The 17,236-nt window shown below is 55.0% G+C and carries 17 protein-coding genes and 1 other annotated feature; of the genes, 4 read left to right on the plus strand and 13 right to left on the minus strand.

The genetic code is table 11. The features are described from left to right. Positions 1-103 precede the first annotated feature (103 nt). Together mog and tal are read right to left on the minus strand one after the other, a co-directional pair. Positions 104-691: a molybdopterin adenylyltransferase gene (gene mog / locus GUC22_RS23040; protein ID WP_004098459.1), complete on the minus strand. Its 588-nt coding sequence runs from the start codon at positions 689-691 to the stop codon at positions 104-106. A 100-nt stretch (positions 692-791) separates the two neighbouring features. Beyond that, positions 792-1,745, minus strand: a complete 954-nt coding sequence (gene tal / locus GUC22_RS23045; protein ID WP_004098458.1) for a transaldolase — start codon at positions 1,743-1,745, stop codon at positions 792-794. 203 nt (positions 1,746-1,948) lie between these two features. Here tal and GUC22_RS23050 point away from each other — a divergent pair, with 203 nt between their 5' ends. Together GUC22_RS23050 and yaaA are read left to right on the plus strand one after the other, a co-directional pair. Beyond that, on the plus strand, positions 1,949-3,379 hold the full coding sequence (locus tag GUC22_RS23050; RefSeq protein WP_024360386.1) for an alanine/glycine:cation symporter family protein: 1,431 nt from the start codon (positions 1,949-1,951) through the stop codon (positions 3,377-3,379). Positions 3,380-3,456: 77 nt separating this feature from the next. Further along, positions 3,457-4,230, plus strand: coding sequence for a peroxide stress protein YaaA (gene yaaA / locus GUC22_RS23055; RefSeq protein ID WP_004128743.1), 774 nt, complete (start codon positions 3,457-3,459; stop codon positions 4,228-4,230). A 51-nt stretch (positions 4,231-4,281) separates the two neighbouring features. Here yaaA and thrC read toward each other — a convergent pair whose 3' ends face one another. The 6 genes from thrC to yjjY all read right to left on the minus strand — a co-directional run bounded on the left by thrC (position 4,282) and on the right by yjjY (position 10,547). Continuing rightward, positions 4,282-5,562 carry a threonine synthase gene (gene thrC / locus GUC22_RS23060; protein WP_024360387.1) on the minus strand — a complete coding sequence of 427 codons (1,281 nt, stop codon included), beginning with the start codon at positions 5,560-5,562 and terminating at the stop codon, positions 4,282-4,284. A 3-nt stretch (positions 5,563-5,565) separates the two neighbouring features. Continuing rightward, positions 5,566-6,495 (minus strand): homoserine kinase, encoded by a 930-nt coding sequence (gene thrB / locus GUC22_RS23065; RefSeq protein WP_004132828.1) that lies wholly within the window; start codon positions 6,493-6,495, stop codon positions 5,566-5,568. Between the two features lies 1 nt (position 6,496). Beyond that, positions 6,497-8,959 (minus strand): bifunctional aspartate kinase/homoserine dehydrogenase I, encoded by a 2,463-nt coding sequence (gene thrA / locus GUC22_RS23070; protein ID WP_004132830.1) that lies wholly within the window; start codon positions 8,957-8,959, stop codon positions 6,497-6,499. Positions 8,960-8,984: 25 nt separating this feature from the next. Beyond that, positions 8,985-9,102: a sequence feature (Thr leader region), on the minus strand. Further along, positions 9,041-9,109: a thr operon leader peptide gene (gene thrL, locus GUC22_RS23075; protein ID WP_004222578.1), complete on the minus strand. Its 69-nt coding sequence runs from the start codon at positions 9,107-9,109 to the stop codon at positions 9,041-9,043. It overlaps the preceding feature by 62 nt. Before the next feature lie 212 nt (positions 9,110-9,321). Then, on the minus strand, positions 9,322-10,008 hold the full coding sequence (locus GUC22_RS23080; RefSeq protein WP_064342148.1) for a tRNA/rRNA methyltransferase: 687 nt from the start codon (positions 10,006-10,008) through the stop codon (positions 9,322-9,324). Positions 10,009-10,406: 398 nt separating this feature from the next. Next, positions 10,407-10,547, minus strand: a complete 141-nt coding sequence (yjjY, locus tag GUC22_RS23085; protein WP_001541509.1) for a protein YjjY — start codon at positions 10,545-10,547, stop codon at positions 10,407-10,409. 95 nt (positions 10,548-10,642) lie between these two features. Between yjjY and arcA the strand changes: the two genes are divergently transcribed. After that, the gene (gene arcA, locus GUC22_RS23090) at positions 10,643-11,359 is read left to right on the plus strand and encodes a two-component system response regulator ArcA (protein ID WP_004132265.1); all 717 of its coding nucleotides are present in this window, start codon (positions 10,643-10,645) and stop codon (positions 11,357-11,359) included. Between the two features lie 53 nt (positions 11,360-11,412). On the opposite strand, the gene creD is transcribed toward arcA, so the two are convergent. Genes creD through creA form a run of 4 tightly spaced genes read right to left on the minus strand, consistent with a single transcriptional unit; the run spans position 11,413 to position 15,428 of the window. After that, positions 11,413-12,771 carry a cell envelope integrity protein CreD gene (creD, locus tag GUC22_RS23095; RefSeq protein WP_049130043.1) on the minus strand — a complete coding sequence of 453 codons (1,359 nt, stop codon included), beginning with the start codon at positions 12,769-12,771 and terminating at the stop codon, positions 11,413-11,415. 57 nt (positions 12,772-12,828) lie between these two features. Then, complete coding sequence (gene creC / locus GUC22_RS23100) at positions 12,829-14,253, minus strand: two-component system sensor histidine kinase CreC (protein ID WP_049086821.1); 1,425 nt, start codon at positions 14,251-14,253, stop codon at positions 12,829-12,831. Further along, the gene (gene creB / locus GUC22_RS23105) at positions 14,253-14,942 is read right to left on the minus strand and encodes a two-component system response regulator CreB (protein WP_004132269.1); all 690 of its coding nucleotides are present in this window, start codon (positions 14,940-14,942) and stop codon (positions 14,253-14,255) included. Before creB ends, creC begins: the two co-directional genes overlap by 1 nt. A 12-nt stretch (positions 14,943-14,954) precedes the next feature. Further along, positions 14,955-15,428: a protein CreA gene (gene creA / locus GUC22_RS23110; protein ID WP_024360392.1), complete on the minus strand. Its 474-nt coding sequence runs from the start codon at positions 15,426-15,428 to the stop codon at positions 14,955-14,957. 209 nt (positions 15,429-15,637) lie between these two features. On the opposite strand from creA, the gene robA reads away from it, so the two are divergent. Continuing rightward, positions 15,638-16,507: an MDR efflux pump AcrAB transcriptional activator RobA gene (gene robA, locus GUC22_RS23115; RefSeq protein WP_004132273.1), complete on the plus strand. Its 870-nt coding sequence runs from the start codon at positions 15,638-15,640 to the stop codon at positions 16,505-16,507. On the opposite strand, the gene gpmB is transcribed toward robA, so the two are convergent. After that, complete coding sequence (gpmB, locus tag GUC22_RS23120) at positions 16,504-17,151, minus strand: 2,3-diphosphoglycerate-dependent phosphoglycerate mutase GpmB (protein WP_049130041.1); 648 nt, start codon at positions 17,149-17,151, stop codon at positions 16,504-16,506. The two genes, robA and gpmB, sit on opposite strands and share 4 nt — an antisense overlap. Between the last annotated feature and the right edge of the window lie 85 nt (positions 17,152-17,236).

The following is a 17,236-nucleotide window of genomic DNA, read 5'->3' on the forward strand; positions in this document are numbered from 1 at the left end:
AGGTATGAAGTTATTCTACGTACTGTGTAAAGTAAAAAACACTATATCGTAAATAAAACAACACACCACTGGTGATGCAGGTTATATCAGGAATACGATAAATTCAGGATAATGTTTCACGCCTGGCGCTTTTAGGACGGAAAGCTGCTACTACCTCGCCGTTTGTTTCCACATAAGGCCCCTCAAGTAGCTGTACACAATACGGTACACTTGCGAAAACGCCGTGCACCAGCACGTTACCTTCCGCATCTTTCACGCCTTCCAGCGTTTCCTCAATCGCCTTTGGCTGGCCGGGCAGGTTAAGGATCAGCGCCTGCTTGCGGATAACGCCAACCTGACGAGAAAGAATGGCCGTCGGTACAAAGTGCAGGCTCACCTGACGCATTTGCTCACCAAAGCCGGGCATCACCCGATCGGCAATCGCCAGCGTCGCATCCGGAGTGACGTCACGACGGGCCGGGCCCGTGCCGCCGGTAGTCAACACCAAATGGCAGCCCATTTCATCCACCAGCTCGCACAGCGTTTGCTCAATAATAACCTGTTCATCCGGGATCAAGCGGGTCTGCAATTCGAAAGGCGTGGAGAGCGCGCGGGCCAGCCACGCTTCAAGCGCGGGGATGCCTTTATCCTGATAGACGCCGCTGGAGGCGCGATCGGAAATGGAAACTAAGCCGATTCGTAAGGTGTTCATGATTATTCCGTTCAAACAGTATCAATAAACAGAATAATACACCGAAGGGGAGCAAGGCAGACAGTTTAATGTGGCCGACGGGCGTCGGCCACATGCGGGATTACAGCAGATCGCCGATCATTTTTTCCAGTTTTTCCTGGTCGATCGCAAACTTGCGGATACCTTCCGCCAGTTTGTCTACCGCCATCGGATCCTGATTGTGCTGCCACAGGAACTCGGATTCGGTGATACGAGCCGGACGCGCTTTAACTTCGCCGCTAAAGGCCAGTTTACGCTCGATAGCGCCTTCGCTTTCCGCCAGCTCTTTCAGCAGCGCCGGGGCGATAGTCAGGCGGTCACAGCCAGCCAGCTCCAGGATCTCGCCGAGGTTACGGAAGCTTGCGCCCATAACCACCGTCTCGTAGCCGTGCTGTTTGTAGTATTCGTAGATTTCGCTTACCGAAACCACGCCCGGATCTTCTGCCGGCGCGTATTCTTTCTTATCGGTATTGGCTTTGTACCAGTCGAGGATACGGCCAACGAATGGAGAAATCAGGAATACGCCCGCTTCCGCACAAGCGCGCGCCTGAGCGAAGGAGAACAGCAGCGTCAGGTTACAGTTGATGCCTTCTTTTTCCAGCTGCTCGGCGGCGCGGATGCCCTGCCAGGTCGAAGCCAGTTTGATCAGAATGCGGTCGTTACCGATGCCGGCATCGTTATACAGCTTGATGAGACGCTTAGCTTTGGCGATAGATGCCTCGGTGTCATAGGACAGGCGAGCATCGACTTCGGTGGAAATACGGCCAGGGATCAGCTTAAGAATTTCGAGACCAATATTCACCGCCAGCTTATCGGAAGCATCGATAATCTGCTGCGCGCGGTCGCTGCTCTGGCCGCGAGCCCATGCAACAGCGTCATCAATCAGCTTACGGTACTCAGGGATCTGAGCCGCGCCGAGAATCAAAGAAGGGTTAGTCGTGGCGTCCTGAGGCTGATACAGCTTCATTGCCGCGATATCTCCGGTATCAGCTACGACAGTGGTGTACTGACGCAGAGAGGTCAATTTATCCGTCATGATAGTGTTTCTCTTAAACAGCAGTTAAGGGGATGTAACCGGTCTGCCAAGATGATAACACGCTGCCGGGGCAGCGCAACCGCCTACAATGCATGAGCGCAGAGTGTGATAAACTGGGTCAATTAATTACCTGAACACTAAAGGATTGTCACTGGATTGGTAGCGCTTACACTCGCGCACCGATATGGGCAAGAGGATGCTTGATGCCTGATTTTCTGTCGTTTATCAATGAAATACTCTGGGGCTCGGTAATGATTTACCTGTTACTGGGCGCCGGCGTCTGGTTTACCTGGCGAACAAAATTCATTCAGTTCCGTTATATCCGTCAGTTCAGCAAAAGTCTGAAAAGGAGCCTTCAGCCGCAGCCCGGCGGCTTAACGTCTTTTCAGGCGCTGTGTATGAGCCTGGCGGCGCGCGTGGGCAGCGGCAATATGGCAGGCGTTGCGCTGGCCATTGCCGCAGGCGGCCCCGGCGCCGTTTTCTGGATGTGGCTCTCGGCGCTACTCGGTATGGCCAGCAGCTTCGCCGAATGTTCTCTCGCCCAGCTTTATAAAGAGCGCGACTCCCGCGGGCAGTTTCGCGGCGGCCCCGCCTGGTATATGGCCCGGGGACTCGGTATGCGCTGGATGGGCGTGCTGTTTTCCATTTTTCTGCTGCTGGCCTACGGGATCATCTTTAATACCGTACAGGCCAACTCCGTTGCCCATGCCATGGCGTATGCATTTCATTTACCTGAGGCGATTACCGGCGGCGTCCTGGCGGTTCTGACCCTGCTGGTCATCGTTCGCGGCATTCGCGGCGTAGCGCGAATGATGCAGTGGCTTGTGCCAGTGATGGCCCTGCTATGGGTGGCGACCAGCCTGGTCATCGGCCTGTGGCATATCACCGCCCTGCCGACGATTTTTGAAACCATCTTCCGCTGCGCTTTCGGCTGGCAAGAGGCCGCCGCGGGCGCAGTCGGCTATACCATCAGCCAGGCGCTAACCAGCGGCTTTCAGCGCGGGATGTTTTCCAATGAAGCGGGGATGGGCTCAACGCCTAATTCCGCTGCCGCCGCTGCCTCCTGGCCCCCTCACCCTGCGGCGCAGGGGATCGTACAGATGATTGGCGTTTTCATTGACACCATCGTGATCTGTACCGCCAGCGCCGTCATCATCATGCTGGCGCCGCGAGACGGCAATGGAGAAGCGGTGAACGGCATTCAGGCTATTCAGCACTCGATGAACAACCTCATCGGCGACTGGGGTTCCAGCTTTGTCGCTATCGTGGTGCTGCTGTTCGCCTTCAGCTCGATCGTCGCAAACTATATCTATGCCGAAAATAATCTCATTTTTCTCCGCATGGATAGTGACCGTAATATCTGGCTGCTGCGTCTGCTTACGCTGTGCATGGTTGCTACCGGGGCGATGATCGGCCTACCGGTGGTGTGGCAGATGGCGGATACCATCATGGCGCTGATGGCGATAACCAACCTGACGGCTATCCTGCTGCTCTCGCCGACGGTACGCATCATTGCCAGTGATTACCTGCGGCAGCGGCGGCTGGGCCAGCGGCCGGAATTTGACGTCACCCGCTACCCTGAGATTCATCAGCAGCTGGTGCCGGGTACCTGGGACAACCTGCCGCGCGAATAGCGCGGCAATCGCAGCTATCGATCCTCTCATGACGTTTTTTTGCTAAAGTCGTCAAAAATTTCCCGCAAGGACTGGATATGCTCATTCTGATTTCACCTGCAAAAACGCTCGATTATCAAAGCCCGCTGGCAACGACGCGTTATACCCAACCTGAACTGCTGGAACACTCTCAGGAGCTTATCGGTATTGCCCGCCAGCTGTCGGCGCCGCAGATTGGCAAACTGATGGGTATCAGCGACAAGCTGGCTGACCTGAACGCGACTCGTTTCCACGACTGGCAGCCAGACTTCACCCCGGACAACGCCCGTCAGGCGATTCTGGCGTTTAAGGGGGATGTCTATACCGGCCTGCAGGCAGAAACCTTTAGCGAGGCTGATTTCGATTTTGCCCAGCAGCATCTGCGAATGCTTTCCGGCCTGTATGGCGTTCTGCGCCCGCTGGATCTGATGCAACCTTACCGCCTGGAAATGGGGATTAAGCTTGAGAACGCGAAAGGCAAAGATCTGTATCACTATTGGGGAGACGTGATTACCGATAAGCTGAATCAGGCGTTGAAAGCCCAGGGCGACGATATTGTGGTGAATCTGGCTTCTGATGAGTACTTCAGGTCGGTTAAACCCAAACGGCTTGAGGGGCAATTGATTAAGCCGGTGTTCCTCGATGAGAAAAACGGCAAGTTTAAAGTGATCAGCTTCTACGCTAAGAAAGCGCGCGGCTTAATGAGCCGTTACATCATTGAAAATCGTTTAACGAAGCCGGAGCAGCTGACCCGCTTTGACAGCGAAGGTTATTTCTTTGACGCCGACGCGTCGGGCAAAGGGGAGTTGGTCTTTAAACGCCATGAGCAGTAAAAGAAAACTCCCCTGCCGCGGATAACGCAGCAGGGGAGCGCGGGCTCGGGTTTAACCCATCATCAGCTTACGCAGCGCGGCAAAATCGGCCGGCAGATTATGCGACAGCAGCGGCAGGTCTGCGCGTTCGGCCAGCTCTTTTGGCAGCGGCAGCGTCTCTTGCAGAATCTCTTCCACGCTCTCTTTAAATTTCGCCGGATGCGCCGTGCCGAGGAACAGGCCGTACTCGCCCGGCTGCAGCTGGTCGCGCAGCGCGCGATACGCAATCGCCGCATGCGGTTCTGAGGTATAGCCGATGGCCTTCAGCTCGCGCATGGTCTCTTTGGTGGTTTCATCATCCACCGCCGCGTAGCCCAGCTCATTCAGACGCCAGATTTTACGGCGGAACAGCTCTTCCACGCGCGGCCAGTTATTCGGCTGGCTGACGTCCATGGCGTTGGACAGCGTGGCCTGAGTCGCTTTCGGCGACCAGTTGCCGTCCTGCAGGAAGCGCGGCACGGTGTCATTGGCGTTAGTTGCCGCGATAAAGCGTTTGATTGGCAGACCCAGGGATTTGGCCAGCAGGCCGGCGGTCAGATCGCCAAAGTTACCGCTGGGTACAGAGATAACCAGCTGATTACGGGCTTCCTGAGGCAGTTGAGCAACGGCTTCAAAGTAGTAGCAAATCTGCGCCAGCAGGCGGCTGATATTGATTGAGTTAGCCGAGTTCAGACCCAGAGCGACCTTCAGCTCTTCATCATCAAAGGCCTGCTTAACCAGCGCCTGGCAGGCATCAAAATCACCGTCGATAGCCACGGTTTCAATATTGCCGCCAAGGGTGCAGAACAGCTTTTCCTGCAGCGGGCTGATCTTGCCGCGCGGGTAGAGAATGACGACTTTGACGTTTGGCAGGCCATAGAACGCATGCGCGACCGCCGCGCCGGTGTCGCCGGAGGTTGCCGTGAGGATAGTGACCGGTTTGTCGCCGGCGATATGGGTCAGCATCTGCGCCATAAAGCGGCCGCCGAAGTCCTTAAACGCCAGAGTCGGGCCGTGGAACAGCTCGAGGCAGCCGACATCGTCCTGCACTTTGCTGACCGGCGCCGGGAAGGTGAACGCGTTGCCGATGCGCGCTTGCAGCACGTCCTGCGGGATCTCGTCGCCGATAAATGCCGACAGGATTTTCGCGCTACGCGACACCAAGTCCTGCTGCAGCATTTCGTCGATTTCAGTCAGGCTGAATTCCGGTAGATCGTGCGGAAAGAACAGCCCCTGATGCTTGCCAAGCCCCTGGGTGACGGCCTGCGCAAAGCTGACCTGTTCGTTATGATCTTTTAAGTTATAGAGTTTCATTGGTTATCCCACTACTCGAGCGCCCGCCGTGTCCAGCCGGCAAATATGAACGAAGCCTTCCTGATTTTGCAGATAGTGCGTAGCCAGCCAGTCGGCGACGCGCTGCGCGGTTTCCGGTTTATCGCATAATGCGAACAAGGTTGGACCGGAACCGGAAATGCCGCACGCCTGCGCGCCAATTTCCATTGCTGCCTGACGCGCTTCGCTGAAGCCCGGCAGTAGTTTGGTACGATACGGTTCGGCAATCACGTCTTTCATCAATTTCGCCGCCAGCTGAGGCTGACGGGAATAGCAGGCGTGAATAAAGCCCGCCAGGTGACGACCGTGGGCAATACAGTCCTGACGGCGATACTGCGCCGGCAAAATTGCCCGCGCTTCCGCCGTTGAGACCTTAATCCCCGGATAGGCCAGCACCCACAGCCACTCGTCGAAGGACGGAATCTGCTGGCTGATGATGCCGTTTTCCTCAAGCATCAGCTGTATCCCGCCAAGATAGCACGGCGCGACGTTATCGTAATGGATACTGCCGGAAATCCGCCCTTCCATCTCGCCCATCAGCGCCAGCATTCGGCTCTCATTGAGCGGCTTGCCGCAGAACTCATTCATCGCCACCAGCGCGGCGACCACGGAACAGGCGCTGGAGCCCAGCCCGGAACCGATCGGCATGTTTTTTTCCAGCGTCATCGCCACCGGTACCTTCTTGCCAATCTCCTGGCAAAAGCGCTCCCAGCATTGATAGACGATGTTTTCCTGCGGCGCCGTCGGCAGCTTGCTGGCGAAGCGACCCACGTTTTGCAGGCTAAAGCTCGCCGCCGCCTCAACGGAGACGTTGTCCCCCAGCAGCGTGCCGTCAACCGGCGTCACCGCAGCGCCCAGCACGTCAAACCCGACGCTCATATTGGCACTGGAAGCCGGGGCATATACTTTGACCATCTTAAACTCCTAACTTCCATGACAGGGTACGCAGCAGGTCGGCGAAAACGCCAGCCGCCGTCACATCGTTCCCCGCGCCATAACCGCGCAGCACCAGCGGCAGCGGCTGGTAATAGTGGCTGTAGAACGCCAGCGCATTCTCGCCGTTTTTCACTTTGAACAGCGGATCGTTGCCGTCAACCGCGGCGATTTTGACGCGACAGGTGCCATCCTCTTCGATATTACCGACATAGCGCAAGACTTTACCTTCATCTCGCGCTTTGGCGACCCGCGAGGCAAACTCATCATCCAGAGAAGGCAACCGCGCCATAAAGCTGTCGACATCGCCGCTGGCATCAAACCCCGCCGGCAGCGCCGGTTCCACGATAATGTCAGACAGTTCGAGCTCACGTCCGGTTTCACGCGCGAGGATCAGCAGCTTACGCGCGACATCAACGCCAGAAAGATCGTCGCGCGGATCCGGTTCGGTATAGCCCATCTCACGCGCCAGCCTGGTCGCCTCAGAGAAGCTCACGCCCTCATCGAGCTTACCGAAGATAAACGACAGCGAGCCGGACAGAATACCGGAAAAGCGCAGCAGCTCATCGCCCGCGTTCAGCAGATTTTGCAGGTTTTCGATAACCGGCAGCCCCGCGCCGACGTTGGTGTCGTATAAAAACTTACGCCGTGAGCTGCTCGCGGCGTGGCGCAGCTGATGATAGTAATCCAGCGATGAGGTATTGGCCTTTTTGTTCGGCGTGACCACGTGGAACCCTTCGCGCAGGAAATCGGCGTACTGATCGGCCACGGCCTGGCTGGAGGTACAGTCGACAATCACCGGATTCAACAGATGGTACTCTTTCACCAGACGAATGAGTCGGCCCAGATTGAACGCCTCTTTGGCTTCCGCCAGCTCGTCGCGCCAGTGTTCAAGGTTCAGGCCGTGTACGTTAGTCAGTAAAGCGCGAGAGTTGGCCACGCCGCAAACGCGCAGATCGATATGCTTACTCTTCAGCCAGCTCTGCTGGCGTTTGATCTGTTCGATCAACGCGCCGCCGACGCCGCCGATACCAATGACAAACACTTCAATAACCTGATCGGTATTGAACAGCATCTGGTGGGTCACGCGCACGCCGGTGGTGGCGTCATCGTTGCTGACGACAACGGAGATAGAGCGCTCGGAAGAACCCTGGGCAATGGCGACAATGTTGATATTGGCGCGGGCCAGCGCAGCGAAGAACTTCGCAGAGATGCCGCGCAGCGTGCGCATACCGTCACCGACAACGGAAATAATCGCCAGACGCTCCATTATCGACAGCGGCTCAAGCAGCCCCTCTTTCAGCTCCAGATAAAATTCATCTTCCATCACCCGCTTCGCCCGGGCGCAGTCGCTCTGCGGTACGCAGAAACTGATGCTGTATTCGGAAGAGGACTGGGTGATAAGCACCACTGAAATTCCCGCGCGGGACATGGTGGCAAACACCCGCGCCGCCATGCCAACCATGCCCTTCATCCCCGGACCGGAGACGTTGAACATCGCCATGTTATTGAGGTTGGAGATCCCTTTCACCGGCAGGTCGTCTTCATCGCGGCTGGCGCCGATAAGCGTACCCGGAGCCTGCGGATTGCCGGTATTTTTGATTAAACAGGGGATCTGGAACTGGGCGATAGGGGCGATAGTACGCGGGTGCAAAACTTTAGCGCCGAAGTAGGACAGCTCCATCGCTTCCTGATAGGACATCGACTTCAGCAAACGCGCATCCGGGACCTGACGCGGGTCACAGGTATAAACGCCGTCAACGTCGGTCCAGATCTCGCAGCAGTCGGCGCGCAGGCAGGCGGCCAGCACCGCGGCGGAGTAATCAGAGCCATTACGGCCCAGCACCACCAGCTCACCTTTTTCGTTACCCGCGGTGAAGCCCGCCATCAGCACCATATGGTCCGCCGGGATCTGGCTGGCGGCAATGCGGCGAGTCGACTCAGCGATATCAACGGTGGATTCGAGGTAATGGCCAACGGCCAGCAGTTTTTCAACCGGGTTAATCACCGTGACGTTATGACCGCGCGCTTCCAGCAAGCCGGCCATAATGGCGATAGAGAGCTTTTCTCCCCGGCAAATAAGGGACGCGTTAACGCTATCCGGGCACTGCCCAAGCAGGCTAATGCCGTGCAGGACGTGTTTGATTTGTGCGAATTCCTGCTCAACAAAAGCTTTCAGCTGCGCGAGCGGAAAACCCGGTTGTGCATCGGCGAGACCTTGCAGAAGTTCGGCGAAAATGCGTTCGGCATCGGCGATATTGGTCAGCGCATCCTGCCCGCCAATGGTTTTTTCGATCATGGCAACCAGGTGATTAGTGATCTTCGCCGGGGCAGACAGTACGGTCGCTACCTGCCCCTGCCTGGCATTACTCTCCAGAATATCGGCAACGCGCAGAAAACGTTCTGCATTTGCCACTGATGTACCGCCGAACTTCAACACACGCATGGTTATGACCCCTTGATTTTTTATCGAAAAAAAAGCCCGCACTGTTCAGGTGCGGGCTTTTTTCTGTGTTTCCTGTACGCGTCAGCCCGCACCGTTACCTGTGGTAATAGTGGTGGTGATAATCGTGGTGATCATGCCGATGCGATTCATGGATGTTGTGTACTCTGTAATTTTTATCTGTCTGTGTCCTGTGCCTATATTGGTTAAAGTATCTGTCGACTTAAGTCAACGAATTTCTACTTTTGGCCCATTTTTTCACACCTGGCCAATACGCCATGGCCCCCTGATAATTCATCCGCATTTGCGCATCAGGAGGCCAATAATTAGCACATAAGACCATATGAAAATAATATGACAGAACTTTAATCTGGAAGGTTTTTTTCAATATCGTGCAGTAAACGATGCAGCATGGCGGTGTCCCGCTGCTGCAAAAGACCCATTCGCTGCTGGAGCCAGTCGGTCAGTTTTATATCGTCCTCCACGCCGAGGCGCTCGAGCAGATCGCGAGTGCGAAGGCGTAGCGCCTGCAACTGATTGTCATCCACGCTGGCGGATGTTGACGGGGTATTCTGCAGCAACGAAGTCAGCTGATAGCAATAGACCATCACCGACTGCCCCAGATTGAGCGAGGGATAGTCAGCCACCATCTGCACGCCGCTCAGCACATCGGCAAGGGCCAGCTCTTCATTGGTTAATCCGGAATCTTCCCGGCCAAACACCAGCGCGGCATGATGCATCCACTGCGCTTTTTCTTCCAGCAGCGGCAAGAGCTGTTGCGGCGTCGCGTAGTAGTGAAAACGCGCCCGGCTACGGGCGGTCGTAGCGATGGTAAAATCGACATCGTGCAGCGCCTGCTCTAACGTGGCATAAGTTTTAACATTATCGAGGATCTCGCCAGAACCGTGCGCGACCCAGCGCGCCGCAGGCTGCAAATGAGCATCGCTATCGACGATACGCATATCGCTAAACCCCATTGTTTTCATCGCTCTGGCTGCCGCGCCCACGTTTTCTGCCCGAGCCGGGGAGACTAATACAATTGATAAACGCATTTGGTTTCTCTTTTACTTTTTAGGCGGCGGGAATGACGATTTTTCCCTTCATATTACGCGCCGTGAATTTACAAATTTGCAACAAAAATCACTAAATTTGAGCTTTATCACCCATAAAAAAAACTAAACTATTCCCAAGGCACCATGTCACAGAGTATGTTAACAGAACGGCTTTATCCGTATGTTTGGCAATGAAATTTATGTCCGAATACGTTTTGAGGCTTTGGATTCATCACGTTTATTATTTTCTTAGCGCAACTAATTGTGCAGGATATGAATTGTGACGATGAATCCCGTTTAGATGCAATGATTTCACAAGACTGTTAACGTGCTACAATTGAACTTGATATATGTCAACGAAGCGTAGTTTTATTGGGTGTCATGCCTCACTTAGCCTGTTATGTTGCTGTTAAAATGGTTAGGATGACAGCCGTTTTTGACACCGTCGGGTCCAGAGGGAAAGTACCCACGACCAAGCTAATGATGTTGTTGACGTTGATGGAAAGTGCATCAAGAACGCAATTACGTACTTTAGTCATGTTACGCCGGGCATGTTAATTTGCGACATGCACCAGGCAGGTCAGGGACTTTGGTACTTCCTGTTTCGATTTAGTTGGCAATTTAGGTAGCAAACATGCAGACCCCGCACATTCTTATCGTTGAAGACGAGTTGGTAACACGCAACACGTTAAAAAGTATTTTCGAAGCAGAAGGTTATGATGTATTCGAAGCGACCGATGGCGCGGAAATGCATCAGATCCTGTCTGAAAATGATATCAACCTGGTGATCATGGATATCAACCTGCCAGGCAAAAATGGTCTCCTGTTAGCACGCGAGCTGCGTGAGCAGGCGGACGTCGCGCTGATGTTCCTTACCGGCCGCGATAACGAAGTGGATAAGATCCTCGGCCTCGAAATTGGCGCCGATGACTATATCACTAAACCGTTCAACCCACGTGAACTGACGATTCGCGCGCGCAACCTGCTCTCCCGTACCATGAATTTGGGTACCCCGAGTGAAGAACGCCGCAGCGTAGAAAGCTATAAGTTCAACGGCTGGGAGCTGGATATCAATAGCCGTTCGCTGGTTAGCCCTAATGGTGAGCAGTACAAGCTGCCGCGCAGTGAATTCCGCGCCATGCTGCACTTCTGCGAAAATCCGGGCAAAATCCAGTCGCGCGCGGAACTGCTGAAAAAAATGACCGGCCGTGAGCTGAAGCCGCACGACCGCACCGTGGACGTGACCATCCGTCGCATTCGTAAGCATTTTGAATCCACTCCGGACACCCCGGAAATTATCGCCACCATCCATGGCGAGGGGTACCGCTTCTGTGGAGATCTGCAGGAATAACATCATTTTTCTTGCTGTCATAACGTAAAAACGGCGCAATTCGCGCCGTTTTTTTATTTCCAGATCCTCAACTTATCGTCATCATCACCGCCCTCGGGCTGCCTCTCTTTTGGCTTCGGGAGAGATAGCGTGTACCAGTCAACGCGACGGGTCAGGAACATCAGCGCGCTGAGCGCCAGCAGTAGCACTCCCGTTCCCAATAGCAGCGCGCTATCTTCCGAACGCAATAGCATCCACATAACGCCATCCAGCAGCAGCAATGCGCAGACAAAAAGAAAGCTGTTAAACCATCCCTTCAGCACCGCATGCAGATAAACCCCATTGATCAGCGCCCCTATCAGGCTGGCAACAATCCATGACGGCGTAAAGCCAATATGCTCGGACAGGGCCAGTAATATCAGATAGAACATCACTAGCGACAAACCAACCAGCAGATACTGCATCGGGTGTAAACGGCACTGAGTCAGGCTCTCGAAAACGAAAAACGCCATAAACGTAAGGGAGATTAATAGAATGGCATACTTTGTCGCCCTATCGGTCAGCTGGTACCGATCGGCCGGCGTCGTAACGTTAACGTTGAAAGCAGGCAGTTGACGCCACTCAATCTCGCGATCGTCCATAAAAAACCGGGCCATATTGTTCGCAAACCAGCTACTCTGCCAGCGGGCGCTATAACCTGATGGGGAAACCTCACGACTAACCGGGAGAAAATCGCCCAGGAAACCAGGATGCGCCCAGTTACTGGTCAGCTGTAATTGGCTATTGCGTCCGAGCGGCGCGACTGAGAAGCTTCCGGTTCCGTTCAGGTTGAGTGTGAATTCAACATCCAGCGTTTTTTGTTGAGGAGTTAACAGCGGCATTGGCATATGAATTCCCTCTCCGCTGCCGCTGATACCGATTCCGGGCTCCACCGGCAGTGCCTCTCCATTAATTTTCGGAGCAATAATGGTGCCAATCCCGCGTGCATCGCTAACGCCGACCACCATAACTGGTTTACCTAACGTAATATTATCTTTTCTGAGTTCAGCCAGACGGGAAACATCAAATTGCGCCTTAATCCCCAGATCGTTGTGCCAGATTTGGCCTTCATAAATCCCTATTTTTCTGGATTCAACGTTCTGTTTTCCGGCTATCGCCAGCGACTCAGGTAACCAGTAATGCAGCCAGTGACGTTGATATGTGACCTCTTTTTTATCCTCAATGCGGGTCAATACCTCGGTCACGGGAATGGCGATCAGCGGCCCGACCAGTTTCTGCGATCCGCTGGTACTGTTCTCCAGAGCTTCGATGACTTCGCTGCGATAATCCGCGCGTTCAACGATCAGCTGCCGGACGATCATCAGCGGGATCGATAACAGTAAAATACACCCCAGCAGGGTGCTCATTTTCCAGAATAGTGGTGATTTCAACATAGCCCTCTCCTTAGTAATGCGCTTACCTTAAAGGGGCTATGTGTGGAGAATTTGAAGCTATGTGAAGTGAGCGTGAAGTCTCAGCAAAGCGCACACGCCGCCTTCCGGGCGATTAACCAGCTCGATATCGCCCTGATGCAGGCGCGCAACTTCACGAACAAACGCCAGCCCCAGGCCGCTGCTTTTTTGGCCATTGTCACGGGGAAGAGAATAGAAACGCTCAAAAATACGCCCCAGCGCGTAGTCGGGAATGCCGCTTCCCGTATCGCATACGGTTAATCGCACGCCGCCATCACCTTCTTCCGCGCCAAGAACAATCTCCCCTTCGGCAGGAGTGAAATCGATAGCATTATCAAGCAGATTACCCAATGCTTGCGCCAGGAGCTCACCATCGCCCTCTACCGTCAGAGACGTTTCCTGCCAACGCAGCGTGAGGTTTTTCGCCGCCAGCGCGATGTCGCGCTCCTCGGCCAGACGACGAAAAAGCGCAGCGACGGAGACGGGACGTTGGGCGATCTCCAGCCGATTCTCCAGCCGGGCCTGCTGAAGTAAATTTTCCACCAGCGCCTGCATTCGCGCATTCTGCGCCAGGATATTGCGAGTAAAACGCGCGGCGACTTCAGGCGGAGGCGCCTCCCGAAGAATTTCTGCCGCGCCGCGAATCGCCGCCAGCGGGCTCTTCAGTTCATGGGTCAGCGCATAAACGTAGTTTTCAATCGCGTTTTTACCTTCAAGCTTAAGACGCATACTTTCCAGCGCCTGCGCCAGCTTGCGCAGTTCGCTGCTGCCCGCGTCCGGCAACGGAAGCGGACGGTCGGCGGTCACGGAGTCGGCGTAGCGAACCAGCTTGCCGATGGAAAAGTTAATCCACCATACCATCGCAACGCCGATCAGTAGCGCGATCCCCAGCAGCGCCCCTCCGGCCCACAGAATACGCCGCTCGCTGCGTTTGATGACCGGCGCCATGGCCAAATTAGGTTTTCCGACGCTGAGCACGCCAATGATTCGACCGTTATCCGTCACCGGCGCGGCAATATACATCACCGAGCTATTATCATCGTTCGGATCGCTTCGCGTACTGCGCGCCCCGTATTGCCCGCGTAAAGTGAGCCAGACATCGTTCCAGCGCGAATAGTCTTGCCCCTGCGCGTTGCCCGCGGAATCAAACACCACCTTGCCCTGCGCATCGGTCATATAGACGTGATATTCGTTGCGAACTTTCTTAATGCCGGCAATATTGGCGTTGATCGGCTGGCGATGCAGCGTTTGAAAAGCCTGGGCCAGGCGCCCGTGCTGGGGATCGGCGGAGAGTAAATCCTCACGGGCCAGCTCGGCAAGCAGGGTCGCCGTATCAATCAGCGTCCCTTCCGTTGCGCGCCGAACCCCGGGTTTAATCTCCTGAACGAAGATAGAAAGCACAAACCAGGCAGCGATCGCCACTATCAAAAAGTAGCCCATCAGCAGCCGCATACCGATGCGCATCAGAAGCCTCCAAGGCTGTATCCCATACCGCGGTGCGTGTTGATCGGGGAGAGATCGGGATTCACTTCTCGCAGCTTAGCGCGCAGCGTTTTGATATGGGTATCAACGGTACGATCGAAGCTCTCGTTCGCGTCGCCCCATACTTTCTCCAGTAGCAGCTGGCGGGAAAAAATGCGCCCAGGAGAATGAAGTAGCGTTTTTAATAATAAAAACTCATAGCGGGTCAGATTCAGACCCTGGCCGCACCACGTAACCTGAGCCGCGGCGTCATTCAATGTGAATTCCCCCACGCGCAAAAGCGGTGAAGGGGCGGCGAATTTCTGCAGCCGCCGCAGGACGGTGCGAACCCTGGCGCAAACTTCACGGGGGGAAAATGGCTTGGCGATATAATCATCAGCGCCGATTTCCAGACCGAGCAGCTTATCCACCTCTTCGCTGCGGGCCGTCAGGAACAGCACCGGCAGCGCCGGATAGCGGGCCAGCAGTCGCCGACATAGCTCAAACCCGCTGATATCAGGCAGGCCGACGTCCAGAATCGCGAGGTCGGGTTGGTGATGATGCGCCGCGTCCAGCGCAGGGAGCCCGCGCTCGAACGCCGTAACGATAAATCCTTCCTGTTGCAGCATGTAGACGAGCGTATCGGCGATACTCATCTCATCTTCCACCAACCAGATCCGCGGTTGTTGCATCGGCGTTCCCTGTTATTTATTCCATGGCATAATCGGCACGGCGCTAAGCGCATTTTTCGGCGAGCCATCGACGATTTTATCCGAATAGGTCAAATAGATCAGCGCATTGCGTTTGGCATCGTAAAAACGCACGACCTGCAGTTTTTTAAATACCAGCGAGGTCCGTTTCTGGAACACCACATCGCCCTGCGTTTTACCGTTTTTGATTTTATCCGCCAGCTCAATCGGCCCCACCTGCTGACAGGAAATAGCGGCATCAGAGGTGTCTTCCGCCAGCCCTAACCCGCCTTTAATTCCTCCGGTTTTCGCCCGGCTGATGTAGCAGGTGACGTTCTGAACGTCCGGGTCGTCAAAGGCCTCGACGACGATTTTATGATCCGGTCCAAGGAACTTAAATACGGTATCCACAGAGCCGATTTGTTCCGCCTGCGCCATCTGGCAGCCCGCCAGCAAAAGCATTCCCGCCACTAACTTCTTGTATTTCATATTGTTACCATTCTTAAAAATTTAGCTGAGTGATTATCACACATTAAGAAGAAAAGTTTTATAGATCACAGCTTTACAAAATTACCACCGAAACTTCTGGAAGAATCGCATTTAAAAGCAAAAAAAACACTGAATGCTAAAACATCAAAAAATGCTATTATCCGCTACCTTTAGTATCAGGCACCTGAGTTTAAGGATGGGGATATTTTATGGATCAAGCAGGGATTATTCGCGATCTCCTTAGCTGGCTGGAAGGTCACCTGGATCAGCCTCTCTCACTGGACAATGTGGCAGCGAAGGCGGGCTATTCCAAGTGGCATCTGCAAAGAATGTTCAAGGACGTGACCGGCCATGCTATCGGTGCCTATATTCGCGCCCGTCGCTTATCTAAGTCGGCGGTTGCCCTACGCCTGACCGCGCGTCCGATTCTTGATATTGCGCTGCAGTATCGCTTTGACTCGCAGCAGACTTTTACTCGCGCCTTTAAAAAGCAGTTTTCGTTGACGCCAGCCCTCTACCGACGCTCTCCCGACTGGAGTTCCTACGGTATGCGCCCTCCGCTGCGTCTGGGCGAGTTCACCATGCCGCACTATGAATTCGTCACGCTGAACACCACTCAGCTGGTCGGCGTCACCCAGAGCTATACCTGTAAGCTGGAGGAGATCTCCGATTTCCGTAATCAGATGCGCGTCCAGTTCTGGCGGGAATTCCTCGCCAATACGCCATCGATTCCTCCGACGCTGTACGGCCTGCATGAGCCGCGTCCTAGCCTCGATAAAGACGATGAGCAAGAGGTGTTTTACACCACCGCGCTGACGCCGGAGCTGGCAAACGGCCACCTGCATAACGCCCATCCGGTAACGCTGGAAGGCGGCGAATACGTGATGTTTACCTACGAAGGTTTGGGCACCGGGCTGCAGGAATTTATTCTGACGGTTTACGGCACCTGCATGCCGATGCTTAACCTCACCCGTCGTAAGGGCCTGGATATTGAACGTTTCTTCCCGGAAGATGAAAGCCGGAATCAGGAACCGCCTATTCAGCTGCGCTGCGAATACCTGATCCCGATTCGTCGTTAACGCTGGAGCTCATCCATCGCGGGGGCATCAAGATGCGACACATCCCCCGCGGTTTCCACCACCCATCCCGACGCCAGCCAGGGGCTTTGCTGATAGTCAACGCGGGAAATAGAGCAGTTGCGTAGACGCAGGCGACGCTCCGCGTAAGCGGGCAGACCAAGAATCGTACTCACCAGACATCCCAGCGCCATCCCGTGGCTCACCAGCAGCGGTCGGCTACCCGCGGGCAGTTCCAGACAAGACGTCAGCGCCGCGTGCATACGCTCGCTCAGCTCCTGCATTGACTCCCCCTGCGGGATACGCCCGTCGGGCGTGCCGTTAACCAGCTGTCGACGCCAGCCCTCCTCTTCTTCGCTCAGCGAGTCGATATGGCGCTTTTCAAGCACGCCCATATCCAGCTCACGCAAGCGTGAATCAGTCACGACGCTGCATCCGCAGGCTTCAGCGATGATTTCTGCGGTACGGCGCGTGCGGCCTAAATCGCTGGTGATAATATGCGTAATTCCCAACGTTCTGGCGCGCTCGCCCACCTGCCAGGCCTGACGCTCACCGTGGGCGGTAAGCGGGCTGTCGGACTGGCCCTGAATACGTCGCTCGGCGTTCCACTGCGTTTCACCGTGGCGAACAAGGTATACCTGTAACATGCTTTATTATCCGTTCTGAGCTCTTAACCCTCGAGCTACAAGCATAGCCGCCTGCAGCAAGAATGATTTGGAGTATACTGCGATG

It is taken from the genome of Klebsiella sp. MPUS7 (genome assembly GCF_009905335.1).
In the GTDB taxonomy this organism is placed as follows: Bacteria; Pseudomonadota; Gammaproteobacteria; order Enterobacterales; family Enterobacteriaceae; genus Klebsiella; species Klebsiella grimontii.

Bases quoted from the DNA above. Each gene is read 5' to 3' on its own strand.
- mog (WP_004098459.1), bottom strand. From the start codon at position 691: ATGAACACCTTACGAATCGGCTTAGTTTCCATTTCCGATCGCGCCTCC.
- tal (WP_004098458.1), bottom strand. From the start codon at position 1,745: ATGACGGATAAATTGACCTCTCTGCGTCAGTACACCACTGTCGTAGCT.
- GUC22_RS23050 (WP_024360386.1), top strand. From the start codon at position 1,949: ATGCCTGATTTTCTGTCGTTTATCAATGAAATACTCTGGGGCTCGGTA.
- yaaA (WP_004128743.1), top strand. From the start codon at position 3,457: ATGCTCATTCTGATTTCACCTGCAAAAACGCTCGATTATCAAAGCCCG.
- thrC (WP_024360387.1), bottom strand. From the start codon at position 5,562: ATGAAACTCTATAACTTAAAAGATCATAACGAACAGGTCAGCTTTGCG.
- thrB (WP_004132828.1), bottom strand. From the start codon at position 6,495: ATGGTCAAAGTATATGCCCCGGCTTCCAGTGCCAATATGAGCGTCGGG.
- thrA (WP_004132830.1), bottom strand. From the start codon at position 8,959: ATGCGTGTGTTGAAGTTCGGCGGTACATCAGTGGCAAATGCAGAACGT.
- GUC22_RS23080 (WP_064342148.1), bottom strand. From the start codon at position 10,008: ATGCGTTTATCAATTGTATTAGTCTCCCCGGCTCGGGCAGAAAACGTG.
- yjjY (WP_001541509.1), bottom strand. From the start codon at position 10,547: ATGACTAAAGTACGTAATTGCGTTCTTGATGCACTTTCCATCAACGTC.
- arcA (WP_004132265.1), top strand. From the start codon at position 10,643: ATGCAGACCCCGCACATTCTTATCGTTGAAGACGAGTTGGTAACACGC.
- creD (WP_049130043.1), bottom strand. From the start codon at position 12,771: ATGTTGAAATCACCACTATTCTGGAAAATGAGCACCCTGCTGGGGTGT.
- creC (WP_049086821.1), bottom strand. From the start codon at position 14,253: ATGCGCATCGGTATGCGGCTGCTGATGGGCTACTTTTTGATAGTGGCG.
- creB (WP_004132269.1), bottom strand. From the start codon at position 14,942: ATGCAACAACCGCGGATCTGGTTGGTGGAAGATGAGATGAGTATCGCC.
- creA (WP_024360392.1), bottom strand. From the start codon at position 15,428: ATGAAATACAAGAAGTTAGTGGCGGGAATGCTTTTGCTGGCGGGCTGC.
- robA (WP_004132273.1), top strand. From the start codon at position 15,638: ATGGATCAAGCAGGGATTATTCGCGATCTCCTTAGCTGGCTGGAAGGT.
- gpmB (WP_049130041.1), bottom strand. From the start codon at position 17,151: ATGTTACAGGTATACCTTGTTCGCCACGGTGAAACGCAGTGGAACGCC.